Genomic DNA, 17,332 nt, shown 5'->3' with positions numbered 1-17,332 from the left:
GTGGGCGGGAAAATTTATAACTATGTCATTGCGTTCGCCCTTGGCGTTCCCGCAGGGTACGCAACGGAGTGGAGTGTTCGCGTAGCGTGTCGTAGACAAGCAATCGCAAGGGTTTCACCGCTTTTACTTTTCGTTACATAGTTAGGTTTATTTGTGCCTACCTACTTAATCCTAGCTTCAAGAGATGATGTTGGCGGGGACTGTATTATGATAATATTCTTTACGTACTCAGGATTATAGCTTGAACAAAATATCAAAATCTATTCTTAAACCTGCGAATGTGGGTTTAATATAGGTTTTTTGTTGCCAAAAAAAATCCCTACATAAAAGGTTATGATTAATATATTTTTTCTGCTAATACTATTTTCTTCGCTTTTAGGGCGAGTTAAATTTCCCGGAATAAATATTGGGATTCATTATTTATTACTTCCTGCATTCAGCTTGGGAATAATTAGTTTGTCTTTAAAATCTATACCAGAAGTTGTTAAAAAGCATAAAATCATTTTGATATCTATAAGTCTAATGTATTTGTGGATGTGGCTTTCCTCATTAATGAGCCAATTTCCAACTACTGCTATTACTTATAGTCTAAAATACTCAACTTACTTCATATTATTTTTTGCTTTTTTAATGTTAACTTTTAAAAATCTAAAAACACCATCTTTAAGATTTTACTATCGTTGCATATTGTATTTACTACAAATAATTGCAGTTTTGGGTTTTTTAGAAGCTTTACTTCCCAACTACTGGATTTTTAAATTATTAAAGTTCCCAAGTTATTATCCCCAGATTGGTTCAATCATGCAAAATCCTAATCAGTTTGGGGTAATAGTCGCCATTGGATTATGTTTCAGTCTAATTTTAGAAAAACAGAGGAATATATCTAAACTTGAATTATACATAAGCGAATTTTTTTTTCTCATTCCCCTAGCTTTCTCTGCCAGCAGAAATTCTTGGCTAGTTTTTATTTTTGGGATGTTTCTTTTATTGATATATAAAATTATTAGTATTAGAAAAATGATTTTTATCATGAGCCTGTGGCTTTTATGCATTATATCCATACCAGTATCTACATATAGAATTGGTTTGGGAGATAGTCAAATATTTCCCTTAATTAATTTATTTTTAACAAATCCAAGCGAAATAGTGCTTCCTAGTCCTGTAGGAACAGCCTTGTCAAGGTTTGCGCTTTGGCAGGCAGCTATTATTGAAACTATTAAAAGACCGATTACTGGTATAGGTGTAGGAGCTTTTGCAGAATATATAGGAGTTAAAGTTTTTGGGGTTAAAGGTTATCACGCACATAATATATTTTTAAATGTATTGGTAGAACAAGGAATTACTGGATTATTATTATTTACTAATTTTTTAGTAAGAATAGCATCTCAAGTTAAATCTGCTAATCCTCTAAGTACTGTTCCAATTATTATGTTTTTAGCATCTCAAATTCCAGATTTTTTTGCTGAAGACTATACTTTTACAACTATTGAGTTTTATTTTATAGCAGCAGCTATTAATTCTCGAAAAGATTTTGTCATGCAATTAAAACCTGAAATTATTCAAAGTTTTCAAAAAACCTATGATTGCTAAACCTCGTTTTTACTTAATATTTCCGAATATATTTGATTTCAAGGGAGGTATTCAAGTTTACTCAATATTTTTGCTGAAAGCTTTCCAAGATATATATCCTGAAGCTAATTATGATGTGTTTCTCAAGTATGATAAGTATAATTTAAAACGGTCAGAAAACTTGCAGTTTTTAAGTTCAACAAGATTTCATTATTTTGGAGATTTACCAAGATTATTGCAAACCATTTTATTTGCCACAAAAATAATTATTTTAGCTATTCTTCAACGTCCCGCTATAGTCATCTCGACTCATGTTAACTATGCTATCGTTTGTTATATTCTCAAATTTCTTACTGGGACTCCTTACTGGGTAGTTGCTCATGGCTTAGAAGTTTGGGATATCGAAAACAATGCGACAAAATTAGCATTAGCAAAAGCAGATAAAATCATTAGTGTTAGTAATTACACTCGCCAGCGCTTGCTTGAAGATACAAATATTGATTCAGAGAAAATAGTTCTTTTACCTAATACGTTTGATGCCAGTCAGTTTAAAATAAATCCTAAACCTACCTACTTACTGAAGCGATATAACTTAACAGATGAACAGCCTGTAATTCTAACAGTAACGCGGATGGGACGCATGGCAAAATACAAGGGTTACGATCAAATCCTTCATGCCTTAGTTAAAGTCCGCTTGCATGTCCCTAATGTTCACTTTATTCTTGCAGGTAAAGGAGATGATATACCTAGAATTAAAGCTTTAGTTACCAACTTAAATCTACAAGATTGTGTGACAATTGCAGGATTTGTCTCAGATGAAGAATTGTGCGAACATTACAATCTCTGCGATGTTTTTGCTTTGCCTAGTAAAGGAGAAGGATTTGGTATTGTTTTTCTAGAAGCTTTAGCTTGTGGTAAACCTGTGTTGGCGGGTAATCAAGATGGTTCTATAGATCCCTTGGCTGAGGGGAAGTTAGGATGTTTAGTTGACCCTGATAATATAGAAGAAATTGCCGATAATCTGATTCAAATTCTGCAAGGAAATTGCTCTAACCCAGTAGTTTACCAAGCAGAATATTTGCAAGAAAGAACTATTGAAGCTTTTGATTTTAGTCAGTTTCGTGCAAGTTTAGCAAAGTTAGTTGGTGGTGATTAAGTTATATTTTAAATAAATGTTTTTTTGTATAGATTGAATTTTTAACAAATGGAAGATTCAGTATTTATTATATTTCTTTCCTTTGGATGTATTTGGATTTTGATGGGAGTTGTAGGTTGGATTGCGTTTTTAAAATCTGAGGGTGAGGAAATTAAGTTTGGTAAGTGGGGACTTATAGTTGCTATTCCAATCTTAATACCAATAATTGTTGCTCTGATTATTGGTGTTTTTTATCATTAGTAAAATGGGCGATCGCCGAACAAAGCAAACTAAAACAGCATGACAGACGGACAAACAATGGGAGAATAAATTACTAGGACTTACACATTGACAATAAATACCAAATATGCATAAGGTTAAAAACCACATCTTTCGTAAGGGCACAGCATTGCTGTGCCCCTACATTCTGGTCTATTGACGATCGCAGGATAATTAAGAAAAGCCTGAAACAACCGGGAGGATCGTTAATTCAGATCATGAGGCATTTGTATAGTGCGTAAGTCCTAATTACTTAGATAAGCTGTAACAGCGATCGCAAGAAGTTGCCAATTGATCTGAGTTTATTTATTAATCGCACCCCTAACCAAAATAACTGTACTTTCTACACCAGAGGCGATCGCTTCTGGAATATTACCTTGAATCGCTTGCTGCAACAATCCCTCGCGCGAAGCTCCCAAAACGACAACATCGTAACCTTCGGTTTTCACTAGGTTAATCACACCTTCTGCTACTGAATCAGCTTGGACTGGGAGAGCAACTACAGTAGTGGACAATTTGCGGCGACGCATCAAATGGCGGATGGCTTGTTCTGAAACTGACATATCTGGCTTGAGTTCAGATGGCTTAAACACCTGTGTCAGGCGAATTTGCGGATCATTTCCCAATGTAATTAAAGCTGGTAACAATTTAATCGCTAACGCGGAATTGGGGCCACCAGCCACTGGAACTAGCCAGTTGTTGAAGAGGGGAGTGGGGAGTGGGGACTGGGGAGTTTTGCCTAATTTTACTAACACGACTTCGCAGCTGGCTTGGCGAATTACGGTGTCTACAACGTTACCAAAAATCCGACCAGGGGTAGATGTGTTACCTTTCCATCCCATTAAAATCAGGTCGATGTGTTGTTCGTTGATTGTCTCTAAAATTGCCTGGGCTACATCGTGGGTAACTCGAATCTGTGTATGCAGGGGAATTTGCCATTTTTTTGCTAAGACTTCCGCCTGTCGGAGCAAGCGGCGACTTTTTGCCGTCCTTACCTGTGTTTCTGATGGGGAATTGTGACGGGGTATCAGCATTATTTGCACGCAATCTATTTCATAATGGCGATCGCGGGCAATAGCTGCTGCCATAAGTAATAAAATACCCGCTGTTTCGGGATTTGCTACTGGCACTAATAATCTACCTCTGCCGATGCTGGGCGATCGCGTTTGGTAAACTATATATGAAGGATCTGGTCGCAGTCTTGGGGTCGCATTTGCACCATTAAGATGGTCTGCTTCCGCCCGAATAATATCTGCACGGGTAATAATTCCAATCAGTTTTCGTCCATCTACAACCGGTAAGCGACTGATTTGATAGCGATCGAGTAAATAAAGCACATTGCTTAGGGTGTGGATCGGTGTTACTGTCACCGGAGTGGCGCTCATAATTTGCCCTAAAGGAGTATCGTTTGCTAAGTTGCGATCGCGAATATTGAGTAAATCTGATTGCGTCACAATTCCTACAAGCTTACTTTCCTCTACTACTGGAAAGCCACGATGATGAGAACGGGCGAATGCTTGTATCACTTCATCTAGAGGCATCTCTGTATCCAGAGTTTCTACCTGTTGCTGCATGACATCTTTGGCTGTCAAATTTGTCATTATCCCCCCCGCAGGTGGTGCTTTTTGGATAGTTATGCCATTCCACTCCAAAAGTTTGTCATATAGCGATCCTGGCGCTAACTTTTCGGCGACTAGATACGATGTTACAGAACCAATCATTAAGGGCAGCACTAAGTTAAAATCTGTGGTCATTTCAAACACAATCACTATCCCCGTCATTGGCACTCTGGCCACCGCCGTAAAAAATGCGCCCATTCCCGCCAATGCAAAAGTAATTGGTAATCCACTGGCTATCCCGAAAGGAAGAAGCAAACTGTGTTCTCCTATACCCACCAAGTAGCCAAGGGCAGCCCCAAGGGTCAAAGCGGGAGCAAATAATCCTCCTGGCACACCAGAGCCATAAGCTACCAGAGTTAGGATAAACTGGGAGACAAAGGCGATCGCGGCTAGTGACCAGCTAGCCTCACCTGTAATTAAAATTTCTCGCAGTCCCGTGTTGTCTCGAAACGCTAGCGGTAGTAATGCCACAATCACCCCAGACACTAACCCAGCAAGGGCGACACGAGCAGGTAATCCAAAACGTAGAGAGCGGCGGTAAACAGTTAAGCTGGCAATAATCCCGCGATTGAATAACGCCCCCATCAACCCAGCCACAATCCCCAACACCAAATAGAAGGGAATATCTTGAACAAAAAAATCTGTCTTGGAAGCAGTTAATGCTAGATTTAGATCCAGGCTGCGACCACCCAATATGCGCGAGACGACAGCACCGATAAAAGAAGCCAGAATCGCAGTGCCCAAGGTAAATTCCGAAAAATCCTGTAACAGTTCTTCTACTACAAACAACACACCTGCAATCGGCGTATTGAAGGCAGCCGCTAACCCTGCTCCTGCACCAGCAGCAATCAACTGACGGCGGTGATCTGGTGAAGTCGGAAACCACCGACTGAGTTGAGCTGCTAAAGCTGCGCTGACCTGAACTGTTGGCCCTTCCCGCCCTAAAGCTAGCCCAGAACCTAGTGCCAGAATACCACCGACTAGCTTGACCAGGGCAACCCGCAAATCTAGAGCAATTGGTATACGAGCTAACACTGCTTTCACTTGAGGAATGCCGCTCCCGGAAGTTTCTGGTGCTACGCGCTCAACCAGCCATCCTGCGAGGAATCCCAAGGTAAGTCCGATGCCTGGTAGCACCAACCAAGCTGGTAGCAGCAGCGATGTCTGCACTCGCCAAGCACCTAGCAATCCCACCCCTGATTTAAGTAAGACTGCTGCAAGAGCAGAAACCAAACCAATCAGACAAGCTTCAAAAATTGCTAAACGACGCCGTGGTTGTAGCAGTTGCCGAAAGCGTTGGAAGATAGGTAAATACCACATGATGTCAAATTGATTGTGTTATTCGGAGATGATTTACTGCACTCAGTGCTGAGTGAATTAGAAATTACTTAGTATTTATGTACTTAATAAGAGCAACTCCCCTTGTGGGCAGTCTTTTAACTCTAAGTCGAGACTAGGGCTAAACGCCCCGCTACTGCTAACAGAACTCAGCACTCTTGATTAAACTTTCAACGAATAAAAGGCAACATTTGCTACTTCTAAAACCAGTTACTGGCGATGAGTTGAGAATTTTTAATTACTTCTCCCCGTCGTGGATAGCCCTTCTACTATCAGAGATGGAGTGTAACAAGAACCATTCCAATCAACATCGTTGCCTAGTGTAACCAATTGCTTCAGGGCTGTGTAGACATTACCTGCAACCATCGTATCTTTAACGCGCCCAATTACGTGACCATTTTGGACGCGGTAGCCTAAATCAACGTTGATCGAAAAATCTCCAGAAATACTGCCGCCACCACCCAACATTTGATCCACAATCAAGCCATCATCTAATTGTTGAATCAAGTCTGGTAGCGATGCCGAACCTGGCTGGATGAGAAAATTAAATAAACCAGGAGTGGGATAGCTACCTAAACCAGGGCGAAAACCATTTCCAGTGGTGTGAGTACCGAGTTGGCGTCCGGTGGTGCGATCGCCATAGAAATGCTGTAAAGTCCCGTTTTCGATAAATACTAAAGATTGAGTAGGAGTGCCTTCATCATCAAAGGGGCAACTGTAAGGGCCTGCTTCCGGGTCTTGGTAGAGGGTGAGGCTGGGTGCAACGACTGCGTTACCCAGATGTTCTGCCCAAGGGGAAGCTACTTCTAAGACTCGTTTGCCATTCAACGCTGCTTGCACAGTACCCCAAAGCATATCGGCGGCTTTAGAAGTGAACAAAACCGGGATGCGACCAGTAGGGGGTGAGATATTTTCTCTGGCCCAAATTAACCGCTGTAAAATTTGATTAGCTAATTTCTTTGGGTCTAGTTCGCCCCGCTTAATTTGTCCATCAGAAACATTCAAAAAATCATCTCCACGTACCCATTCTGCGGATACATAGCAGCTGAGGGTAGTGTCGGTATAATAACAATCTAAACCTTTGGTGTTAACTAGTCTGGTAGTTTCAATATCACATTCCCAGTCGCCATTGCACACAACATCGGGATAGGGATCACGGATGAGTGCGATCGCTTCTTTGCCCCAGTCCACCAAAACCTCTATCGGTACACTTTCTCCTAAATCTGGGTAAGAGGGCTGAGAGTTAGAGCCTAATTCTACTGTTTCTGGTAGATTCAGTTGACTTAGAGCCAGAGCTTTTTCTACCATTACTTCGGCTAAGACAGAACCGTAAGCTACCGTCAGTCCCGGACGCCCGTTTCGCCAAAGCCGTAGTGCTGTGCCTTCAGATTGGTTGGTTTCTAGCTGTTTGAGTCGGTTTGCCTCAAAAAACACTGGACGAGAAAGCGATCGCGACTGATACACCTCAGCAGCTTCTGCTCCAGATTTTATAGCTAGTTCCAGCAACTGTTCGGCTAGTGTATCTTGTGACAAATTTTCAGAACCCATGACCCTTAGTGAATTGTGGATTTTGAACCGCATATCAACGCCCTCTCAAGAAAAGTGCGATCGTCAAAAGCCAACGTTGGCGCAGCCCGCCGTCGGCATCAGACTTTCCGCTGATAAACGCAGATAACCATCCAAAAATCATCAGCGTTTCCTTACAGTTACGATTGGGAACCGCAGATCAACACTGATGGACGCAGTTAATTATCCCAAATCATTGTCATGTCTCAACGGATCTAGTCATTTGTCATAGTTATTTTCCTTGTCCCCCAGCCGCCATTACCCCTATTCCCATGCCCCATGCCGATTTTCAAAGATTAACCTCTTGCAACAGCCAAAAACCAGCAAAAGATTGTGCTTTGGGATCGGACTGTACACCGATAAAATGCACTCCGTTAGCTTTTTGCTTGGCTTCTTCAAAACCTTTAGCTTCTGCTAAGATTTGAGGTTTTTTGATATTTGCCACAATCCAGCTTTCAGTTACACCAGTTTCTAAAAGCAATCTCGCCTCTTCGCTGGTGTCAAATCTTAAGAAAGCCAGTTCTAAACCAGACATCCAACCAGCCAAGGGCAACGCTCTCGGTGAGAAAATCAAAATACCAGGAATACGGGCTTCGGGTGAAACTTTTGCCAACTCTAAAGGGAAAGCTTCACCAAAGCCAATTTCCCACTCTGGCATATCAGCAAAATCCGCAGCATCTAAGGTAACAAATACCCACTGCTGTCCTTCCAAAGCATCTGGTAAACGTTGCGGCAAAGGTTTTTCTAAGCGGACTGAGGGATTAGTCCCCCCTTGATACCCTGGTTCTTGAGGATACACTTCTTGCATCCGCTGTTCTAACCATTGATTGAGAACCAAAGTACGGCGGCTAGGTTGGGCGGGAATGCTCAAGTCTTGGCAGGCTTTAGTAATCATATTGTTCATTTGGCGGCGGAAAAAGCGGATTTTAATTGGTGCTTTTCCGGCTTGGTTAATAGCCTCCTGCAATGCTGTTCGCAACCAACCCGAATTTACCTGGGTACTGGGACAATATTGAGCATAGCGAAACAAAGAATCTGCTTTTGTGCTGATATCCAAGGGGCTTTCGCAGACTAAGACTTCCCAAACTTTTTTCTGATTATCGTCCAAAATCGGACGAGAGTAAAAATCGATTTCCCAAATACTGCCCATGTTTTGCGGTAAAAATCTGGCTGTTATGTTTTCCTGATATTTTGATCATACGAGTGTTGGGGTAGCATTGGGCATTGAGGATTGGGAATGGGGCATTGGCATTGGAAGTCTTGAGGCTCTGAGGTGGATAAACGGAGTTCTGATGTGGATGAACGAGTATAGGACTTACGCACTATACAAATGCCTCGTGATGTGAATTAACGATGCTCCCGGTTGTCAGCGATCGCATTTGCTGATTGTGTTCATCCTCAAACAACTTATAGCGTTTCCTAATCATACAAGGTACATCTTAGCCCCCTCTTAGGGGGTTGGGGTTCTCCTCACAAGGGCCGAAAACCGCTATAAGCCCTGGTTGGACTTGGGCGTTAACCTTGTTTACTGCTTTTGGTAAGGTTCGCTACCACTGTCACCAACTCTTCTGGCTCGATTGGCTTGGATACATGTACTTGGAATCCAGCTTGTAGAGCGAGTCTGCGTTCTTCATCTCTAGCAAATGCCGTTAGTGCTATAGCTGGAATCTTCTCCCCTTGCTCTGCTTCCTGCACCCGTACTTTGCGAATCAGAGAATAACCATCCTCATCTGGCATTCCGATATCACTGACTAGAACATCTGGTTTTAATCGTACTAGCGCTTCCAGGGCTTCACCTACTGAGCTAACCGCCGTCACTTGCGCTCCAGACTCTTCAAGAATGAAGGCAACTAACTCACGCGTATCGGCATTGTCATCGACAACGAGTATTTGCAAGCCGTCGAGTACTGAGAGGTTATCGACTTTTACTTCACTCTCTTTAATTAACTGCTCTGGTTGCAGTTCTAATAAAGGTAACAGCACTGTAAATGTTGCTCCCTTTTCTTCCCCTTCACTAACTGCGTAGACTGTGCCTGAGTGCATTTCTACTAAGTGGTGTACAATTGCTAGCCCCAGTCCCAAACCATTGTCTGCTCTAGTAGTTGTGCTATCAGCTTGACGAAAGCGCTCAAAGATATAAGGTAGAAAGTCAGCACTAATTCCCTTACCTGTGTCAGAGACAGTTATCTGGGCATTTGAGTTTACCTGTTCTAGATGTACTTCAACTCGCCCCCCGCTAGGTGTAAACTTGACGGCGTTAGAGAGCAAATTCCAGAAGACTTGTTGAAGGCGTTCTGCATCACCCATAACCTGACCAACTGAGGAGTCAAGATTAGACTCAACTTGAATACCCTTAATTTCAGATGTGGGATGTACAGCTTCAATTACCGCCTGAATTATAGGCACAAGGTCAACTTTACGAATATTTAGGCGGATTTGACCTTGTACAATCCGTGAAATATCCAGGATATCTTCAATCAGTTTCCTTTGAAGTTTGGCATTCCGCTCGATTGTCTCCAATGCCTTAGAGGTAGTTGCTTCGTCCCATTTTCGAGTCCGTATTACTTGAACCCAACCCAGCATAGAATTGAGAGGTGTACGAAGTTCGTGGGAAACGATCGCTAAAAACTCTTCCTTGATGCGGTTAGCTTCCTGGGCTTGCTGATAAAGCTGTGCATTTTCAATGGCGAATGCTATCCGTTGAGCAAGTTCTTCAGCCATTTCTAGGTCTACAGTAGTGTAATAGCGTCCTGGTTGTGCAGAGGCAAATAGAATTGTCCCTAGCTTGCGTTGACGTACCAACAGTGGCACTACCATCTGAGACTTAATTGGGAGTTGGCGCAGGAGATTTAGGTGTTCCTCATTCAAGGCTTTTCTCTGTAATGAAGACTCAAGAATGTTTATAACTAGTTCTGGCTTACCAGTCCGTAAAACCTTCGGTGGGCCATAATCAGCATCAACAGGGATTGGATAGCGTTGTTGGAGTTCTCTTATGAGTGCTTCTTTTGCCGGTTCAGATGCAGCGATGACGGGGTTACTGAAGACTGCCAAATTATTTTCGACGACATCCACAATACACCAATCGGCGAGGGTAGGCACTGCTAATTGCGCGACCCTGGTTAGGGTAGTACGGTAATCCAAGGAAGATACCAATACACGACTTGCTTCAGCCAAAAAATTAGAGCGCCTCTCTGCTGCTTGGGCTGCAATTCGGGCGGCTTGCTCATTAGAAAATAACTGTTGGCGCTGTAACTCTAAACGCTTACGCTGGCTAATGTCACGCATTAGCCAGCGCAGAGCAACTGGCTTACCTTTTTCGTTACGGACGGTAACTACTGTCAAAGCAATATCAAAACAGATTTTTTCTCGTGGTTGTAAACACACTTCCCATTCTCCACCCCGGTCGATCTGCTGCAACTGAGTTAGGTAGTTAAAAAAAGCTTGATGATCTGACTTGGCGATGAAAGTAAGCAACGGTTTACCAATCAAAAATCGCTGTGAAATATTGATGTGTATGCTAGCAGCACGGTTGGCTTCCAGGATAGTGCCCAATGTATCAGTTACCAAGTAACCATCAGGCGCAAAATCAAATAATTCTTGGTAGCGCTGACGCTCCTTCTCTACTACCATTCGTGTTGCTTGTAGTTCCTCGGAGGCGATTTTTAGTTCTTCCAAAGTGATTTGAAGTTCTTCAAAAGCTTCTGCTGTTAGCTCTTGTTGTGAGTATGGCTCACTTGCAGTCCTTTGCAGTAATCCCGTGACCCGTGAGCGCAATATCTCTATTTGCTGACTAAAATCGTCTACATTCATGTTGCTCACTTTGCAAATACTAAGAAGCGCGCCTTAAAGAAAACATCAAGCAAGTATAAACCAAAGTATACGCTAAAAGCTGATCTCAATACTATTGCTCAAAAGATAGAGGTTTGTCTTTCCAACGTGAGTTCTACAAAGTGAATTAGACACAATATAGTTGTCTCGACCTGTAAATACTATTATATTAAAACAAAGAATTCATCAAGAAATCCATTTAGAGTTCTGGATAAAGCATATTTAAGTTCACCAGATGTCTAGTCCTTAGGGCTTAATCCGCAGTCACCAGTCACCAGTTGAATAATCTTATCCAAGAGCCTAGCCTTAGCCATATTCATCTCCTCTAAATCTGAAAAAAATTGGTTTTAGGGGGATGATGAACGTGATATTTGATATGGGATGGGCATGATAAATAGATTATGTACGCAACCCTAAGAAAATTCTGATGATAAATGCGATCGCTAGTAGATTTCGCCAACTTATAGCTAGGATAAAAAGCCCGATTCGCTATTTTGACAGATATTACCGCAAAGACAAAACTAGGTGTTCCTTAGCACTATATACCTGCATAGGATTAGTAGGTATAATTCTGGCATTCTTGTTAATGATATCCCCAGGGCTGGCCCAAAAACCACAACTCCAACAACCGTTATTAGTGGCTACACGAGTTATACCGCCTTTTGTGATCTCAGACAAAGGTGAGCTATCGGGATTCAGTATCGATCTCTGGCGCAGCATCGCTAACCAAATTAATGTAGAGTCTAAATTTATTGAATATTCCTCTGTGCCGGAACTGCTTTCTGCTATTAAGGAAAGCCAAGCCAACTTGGGGATTTCCGCAATCTCGATTACAGCCGAACGCGAGCAGAATTTTGATTTCTCATTACCCATTTTTACTGGGGGGCTGCAAATTATGGTAAGAAACCCAGAGAGCAACAACAGTGCCTTCCCAAATATTTTGCAATTGTTTTTCTCTGCTAGCCTTTTGCAGGTAATAGGCGTTGCCCTAGTGCTAATTGTTGTAGCAGCCCATATTATTTGGTTATCTGAGCGCCATCACAAAGATGGGATGATTCCCAAATCATACTTTCCTGGCATTTTCAAAGCCTGTTGGTGGGCAGCTGCCACATTAGCAACCCAAGCTGATGAAATGCCCAAGGGAGTACTGGGACGCCTAGTAGGTATTGTCTGGATGTTTATCGGAGTACTATTTGTCGCCTACTTTACAGCCAGCGCTACTACTTCATTGACAGTGCAACAGCTTCAGGGTGATATCAGGAGTATAGATGATTTACCCGGTAAGCTAGTGGCCACAACTGCGGGTAGCACAGCGGCCACATACCTACGAGAACATAAGATTTCAGTTTTAGAAGTTACTAAGATTGAGCAAGCTTATGATGCTCTGCAAACAAAAAAAGCTGATGCCGTAGTGTTTGATGCGCCTGTACTCCTCTTCTATGCTGCCAATGAAGGCAAAGGGAAAGTACAGATTGTTGGCAGTATCTTGCGTGAAGAAAGCTACGGCATCATTCTGCCCAATAATAGTCCTTATCGCAAACCAATTAATCAGGCTCTGCTGAGTCTCAAAGAAAATGGCACTTATCAATCGCTATATGATAAGTGGTTTGATGCTCAAAAATCTTGAAGAAGGGAGTGGGGAGTGTGGGAGATGAGGGGGACAAGGGGGAATTATTGAACAAGTCTCTTCCTTGTCTACCCCCTCTTCCTTATCTCCCTTGTCTCTTCTCCATACCCAATGCCCCATTTCCTACTCCCCACACCCTTCTTGAGCAAGTTGGGCTTTTGCTTGTTGCCAGAGAATTTCTAACTCATTCAAACTGTAATCAGAAAGGGGACGGTCAACAACCGCCTCCATTTTTTCTAATCGCTGGACAAAGCGCTGATTCGTGCCTTGCAAAGCGGTGCTAGGGTCAAGATTATGCCAACGGGCTAGCTGAATAACCGCAAATAGTAAATCGCCTAATTCTGCTTGTTGTCGTTCGGGTGTTTCCTCAGCTAAAGCCTGTTGAAACTCACCCAACTCCTCATAAAACTTATCCCAGACGCCCTGAATATTTTCCCATTCAAACCCGATCGCCGCAGCCTTTAGAGAAATCTTCATCGCCGCCGTCAAAGGGGGAAGAGTGCGCCCATAACGAGCGAGTTTAGCACTAAATTTTTGCGCCTCTGGAGATGCTTCGCCCTTTTCCGCAGCTTTGATTTGTTCCCAATTTTGCCGCACCTCATCCACACTGGCAACCGACACATCACCAAACACATGAGGATGACGGCGAATCAACTTTTGGGAAATCCCCTGAGTTATTTCTTTGAGAGAAAATTGCCCAGATTCGCTAGCGATTTGAGCTTGCAATACCACCTGTAATAATAAATCGCCTAACTCCTCTGCGATCGCATCCTTATCCCCACCCTTAATCGCGTCCACCACCTCATAAGCTTCCTCAATCACATAAGGCGTCAGCGTTTCGGCAGTTTGCGCCAAATCCCAAGGACAACCACCATCAGGCTCGCGCAACTTCGCCACCACCTCAATTAACTCCTGCAACGCCCCCAAACTCTCATCTTGATTTTCCATACCTCAGCGTCCCTTTGCGCTTCCCTCAGCGTCCCTTTGCGTTAACAAATCATTTCTTCGTCTTCGGCCGACGACCCCCACTCCTCCTCACATTGCGCCTCTTAATTTTGCCACTAGGAAGCAACCCCCGAACCCCCTGTTTTTGCACCCGCTTATATGCCGACCCCCCCCAATCGCTGAGAGAATGACTCATCGCACCGAGTTCCAACCCCAAAAACAAAGCGATATATTCAGTATCGTATTGTACGAGCGATCGCCCCACAGTTCCCCCCAAATCTTGCCAAGTAAAACTCAGATTCCATAACCTTTGGGCAATTCCCAAAACGAAAATTGCCAAAATAGCTAGCAAACACCCTAGATAAAGTATCCGCAGAATCGTGCCAATAATCGGCCCGTGGGATAAAAAAGAACGATGACGGAGACTTTTTTGATAAGGTAGCCAAATCCAGCGCAAGAAACCCCAGCGTTGAAATTGCACAGAGTAAATATCCAAATCGGGGCCAAACATCAGCCCGCCAAAGAGAAACCCGCCTGCAACCAACAAAGTCGCATTGCTACTGCGAGTCTGCCACAAAGTAACGCCCGCCACCAACGGCAGAGCATACATAGTAATGCGATCGTGCGTCCGACCAGAGGGCATCCTAAATCCTGTTAGCGATAGCGGGGCGTTTAGCCCGTGCTGAGTAACTGAATACTGAGTCAGTATAAGAGAAAAAAGATTTTCTTAAAACTACTAGCGCAACCCGAAATCTTTTGCTATATTAGTTAAGGATTAGTCAAAAGGGCGGTTAGCTCAGTTGGTAGAGCGCCTGCCTTACAAGCAGGATGTCATCAGTTCGAGTCTGGTACTGCCCATTAAGTAAATTAAGGCTAGAGACAGCTTAGATGCCGTTTCTAGCCTTTTTTAATAATATAAGTTCTCCAATCCATACCAGTTTACCTTTATAAGCGATGCCTACGGCGGGCTGCGCCAACGCACCATTAAGATAGTCCGCTTGGGGAAAAGATTATCGCCTGCTATGTATTCAAACAGTAGTTAAGAGGTTGTTTGAAAAGTGGTCGGCTGTGATATCAGGCACTTATCGATCCCCCCTAGCCCCCCTTAAAAAGGGGGGAAACGGAATCAAAGTCCCCCAATTTATCGGGGGATTTAGGGGGATCTAAGAGTATTTGATACATCACTAAGGACTTTTCAAACAGTAGTTAAAATAGGCTGAAAAGGTTGCAATAAAATACCCAAAATTTTATCAACTTCTTTAATATAGTACTCAGTCGAATCTATATAAACAGTCGTCTCTTCTAAAAATAAAAACTTCCAGTTAGTTCCACTAGTAACCGATCCATAAATCCGCCCAACTTCATTGCCTTGATTTTGATTGAACAACTGTGCCGCAATCATTGCCGCTACACATTGACCAAGACCGCCGATAATATCTTCTTTTTTCGCCTCAAAAATAAACATTACCGGAGCAGAAAGAAATAATTGCTCTTGGGAATTGCTAATGATGTAATCGCAAAAACCTTGCAAGCCTTGAGTTGCATCAACATTAAATTCATTACCCGAAAACAGTGAGATTTTATTATTTAATAATCGTCTGGCCTCTGCCAGTATTGGGGCAATTAAAAACTCTGATCTGGCTTTTTCGGTTGAAATTGCAGTTGCTAAAGGAATGTAATCTATTAAAATCGTTGTGAGAGTTTCTGATGGTGTAACAGGTTTGGTATCAGCAAATAAATTCCGAGTTTCATCGAGTGTTAAGTCAAAACTCTTTTTCACCTGAGCGAGACTAAAATCGCTGTATACCATCCTTCTACCTTGTGATTATCTATTTCGTCTATATATATTGATGCAACTCAATCTTAGAGGATGTTTGAAAAGTATTTGGCTGTGATTTTAGGCACTTTGATCCCCCCTAACCCCCCTTAAAAAGGGGGGAACCGGAATCAAAGTCCCCCTTTTTTAAGGGGGATTTAGGGGGATCTAAAATGTTTTGATACCGACAAGAGGACTTTTCAAACAACCTCTTAGCCCTATTGAACAGGAGCGATCGCACTGAAGAAAATCGGAGGTTGGGTTGAGGCTTTGCGAAACCCAACTTTTTCGCGGGTTTGTTGGGTTTCGTTCCTCAACCCAACCTACGTAGATATTCTAACCGCCCTTTTAAGGTGAGTTCGACTGCGATTCAACCTTACCTTGATTCGCCAACTCTTTCGCTCTCGCCTGGGAATCAAACTTTAATTTATTATCCCACTGCTGTGCTTTGCCAAACTTTTCTACAGCGCCCTTAATATCATTATTTCGCGCTAACTTCTCACCTTGGATGACTAACGTTGTCGCCCCTTGCGCCAAACGTGATGGAGTTTGGCATGATTGCAACTCTTCTAACACTTCTGGATGGCCAATGAAGTAATTATTCAGCAATTTGCAACCACTGTGTAATAAATTATCGAAATCCAAATCCCATAAAATTATTGTTTTGTCATCACTTGCAGAAGCTAACTGTTGTCCATTGGGGCTGTAGGCGACGCTATAGACCTGACTGCTATGACCAGTCAGGGTTTTGAGGAGTTGACCACTGCTGACATCCCAGATTTTGATCGTCTTGTCAGAACTAGCAGAAGCTAACTGTTGTCCATTGGGGCTGTAGGCGACGCTACTGACAAAACTGCTATGACCAGTCAGGGTTTTGAGGAGTTGACCACTGCTGACATCCCAGATTTTGATCGTGTTGTCAGCACTTCCAGAAGCTAACTGTTGTCCATTGGGACTGTAGGCGACGCTAAAGACCCAACTGCTATGACCAGTCAGGGTTTTGAGGAGTTGACCACTGCTGACATCCCAGATTTTGATCGTGTTGTCATCACTAGCAGAAGCTAACTGTTGTCCATTGGGGCTGTAGGCGACGCTACTGACAAAACTGCTATGACCAGTCAGGATTTTGAGGAGTTGACCACTGCTGACATCCCAGATTTTGATCGTGTTGTCATCACTTGCAGAAGCTAACTGTTGTCCATTGGGGCTGTAGGCGACGCTTCTGACAGTACTGCTATGACCAGTCAGGGTTTTCAGGAGTTGACCACTGCTGACATCCCAGATTTTGATCGTCTTGTCATCACTAGCAGAAGCTAACTGTTGTCCATTGGGGCTGTAGGCGATGCTTCTGACGGTACTGCTATGACCAGTCAGGGTTTTCAGGAGTTGACCACTGCTGACATCCCAGATTTTGATCGTCTTGTCAGAACTAGCAGAAGCTAACTGTTGTCCATTGGGGCTGTAGGCGACGCTAAAGACCACACTGCTATGACCAGTCAGGGTTTTGAGGGGTTTACCACTGCTGACATCCCAGATTTTGATCGTCTTGTCAGAACTAGCAGAAGCTAACTGTTGTCCATTGGGGCTGTAGGCGACGCTAAAGACCACAC

General features: G+C 43.1%; 12 protein-coding genes and 1 tRNA gene. 5 read left to right on the top strand and 8 right to left on the bottom strand.

From position 1 onward, the window contains the following. Positions 1–333 precede the first annotated feature (333 nt). Genes V7K62_RS12895 through V7K62_RS12885 form a run of 3 tightly spaced genes read left to right on the top strand, consistent with a single transcriptional unit; the run spans position 334 to position 2,965 of the window. Positions 334–1,590, top strand: coding sequence for an O-antigen ligase family protein (locus V7K62_RS12895; protein WP_334864455.1), 1,257 nt, complete (start codon positions 334–336; stop codon positions 1,588–1,590). After that, entirely contained in the window at positions 1,580–2,725 is a 1,146-nt protein-coding gene (locus tag V7K62_RS12890) for a glycosyltransferase family 4 protein (protein WP_334864453.1), read from the top strand. The genes V7K62_RS12895 and V7K62_RS12890 overlap by 11 nt, the downstream gene beginning before the upstream one ends. Before the next feature lie 48 nt (positions 2,726–2,773). Further along, entirely contained in the window at positions 2,774–2,965 is a 192-nt protein-coding gene (locus V7K62_RS12885) for a hypothetical protein (protein ID WP_334864452.1), read from the top strand. A 320-nt stretch (positions 2,966–3,285) separates the two neighbouring features. Here the strand turns inward: V7K62_RS12885 and V7K62_RS12880 are convergent, their stop codons facing one another. The 4 genes from V7K62_RS12880 to V7K62_RS12865 all read right to left on the bottom strand — a co-directional run bounded on the left by V7K62_RS12880 (position 3,286) and on the right by V7K62_RS12865 (position 11,316). Then, the gene (locus V7K62_RS12880; RefSeq protein ID WP_334864450.1) at positions 3,286–5,922 is read right to left on the bottom strand and encodes a chloride channel protein; all 2,637 of its coding nucleotides are present in this window, start codon (positions 5,920–5,922) and stop codon (positions 3,286–3,288) included. A 252-nt stretch (positions 5,923–6,174) separates the two neighbouring features. Further along, a complete protein-coding gene (locus V7K62_RS12875) occupies positions 6,175–7,488 on the bottom strand; it encodes a TldD/PmbA family protein (protein ID WP_334864448.1) in 1,314 nt (437 codons plus the stop codon). Positions 7,489–7,795: 307 nt separating this feature from the next. Then, the gene (locus tag V7K62_RS12870) at positions 7,796–8,656 is read right to left on the bottom strand and encodes a Tab2/Atab2 family RNA-binding protein (RefSeq protein WP_334864446.1); all 861 of its coding nucleotides are present in this window, start codon (positions 8,654–8,656) and stop codon (positions 7,796–7,798) included. Between the two features lie 365 nt (positions 8,657–9,021). Next, a complete protein-coding gene (locus V7K62_RS12865; RefSeq protein WP_334864444.1) occupies positions 9,022–11,316 on the bottom strand; it encodes a PAS domain-containing hybrid sensor histidine kinase/response regulator in 2,295 nt (764 codons plus the stop codon). 445 nt (positions 11,317–11,761) lie between these two features. Between V7K62_RS12865 and V7K62_RS12860 the strand changes: the two genes are divergently transcribed. Then, positions 11,762–12,961 (top strand): transporter substrate-binding domain-containing protein, encoded by a 1,200-nt coding sequence (locus tag V7K62_RS12860; protein ID WP_334864442.1) that lies wholly within the window; start codon positions 11,762–11,764, stop codon positions 12,959–12,961. Between the two features lie 123 nt (positions 12,962–13,084). Here the strand turns inward: V7K62_RS12860 and mazG are convergent, their stop codons facing one another. Together mazG and V7K62_RS12850 are read right to left on the bottom strand one after the other, a co-directional pair. Further along, a complete protein-coding gene (gene mazG, locus V7K62_RS12855; RefSeq protein WP_334864441.1) occupies positions 13,085–13,909 on the bottom strand; it encodes a nucleoside triphosphate pyrophosphohydrolase in 825 nt (274 codons plus the stop codon). Positions 13,910–13,958: 49 nt separating this feature from the next. Then, complete coding sequence (locus tag V7K62_RS12850) at positions 13,959–14,549, bottom strand: metal-binding protein (protein WP_334864439.1); 591 nt, start codon at positions 14,547–14,549, stop codon at positions 13,959–13,961. Positions 14,550–14,691: 142 nt separating this feature from the next. Here V7K62_RS12850 and V7K62_RS12845 point away from each other — a divergent pair. Next, positions 14,692–14,764: transfer RNA gene (locus tag V7K62_RS12845), tRNA-Val, on the top strand. Positions 14,765–15,101: 337 nt separating this feature from the next. Here V7K62_RS12845 and V7K62_RS12840 read toward each other — a convergent pair. Together V7K62_RS12840 and V7K62_RS12835 are read right to left on the bottom strand one after the other, a co-directional pair. Then, positions 15,102–15,716: a hypothetical protein gene (locus tag V7K62_RS12840; RefSeq protein ID WP_334864437.1), complete on the bottom strand. Its 615-nt coding sequence runs from the start codon at positions 15,714–15,716 to the stop codon at positions 15,102–15,104. A 354-nt stretch (positions 15,717–16,070) separates the two neighbouring features. After that, positions 16,071–17,332, bottom strand: a 1,262-nt coding sequence (locus tag V7K62_RS12835) for a WD40 repeat domain-containing protein (RefSeq protein WP_334864435.1), incomplete at its 5' end; no start/stop codon positions are given.

This window comes from Nostoc sp., from assembly GCF_036917935.1.
Taxonomy (GTDB): domain Bacteria; phylum Cyanobacteriota; class Cyanobacteriia; order Cyanobacteriales; family Nostocaceae; genus Nostoc.
This window is presented reverse-complemented; position numbering and strand designations above follow the sequence as displayed.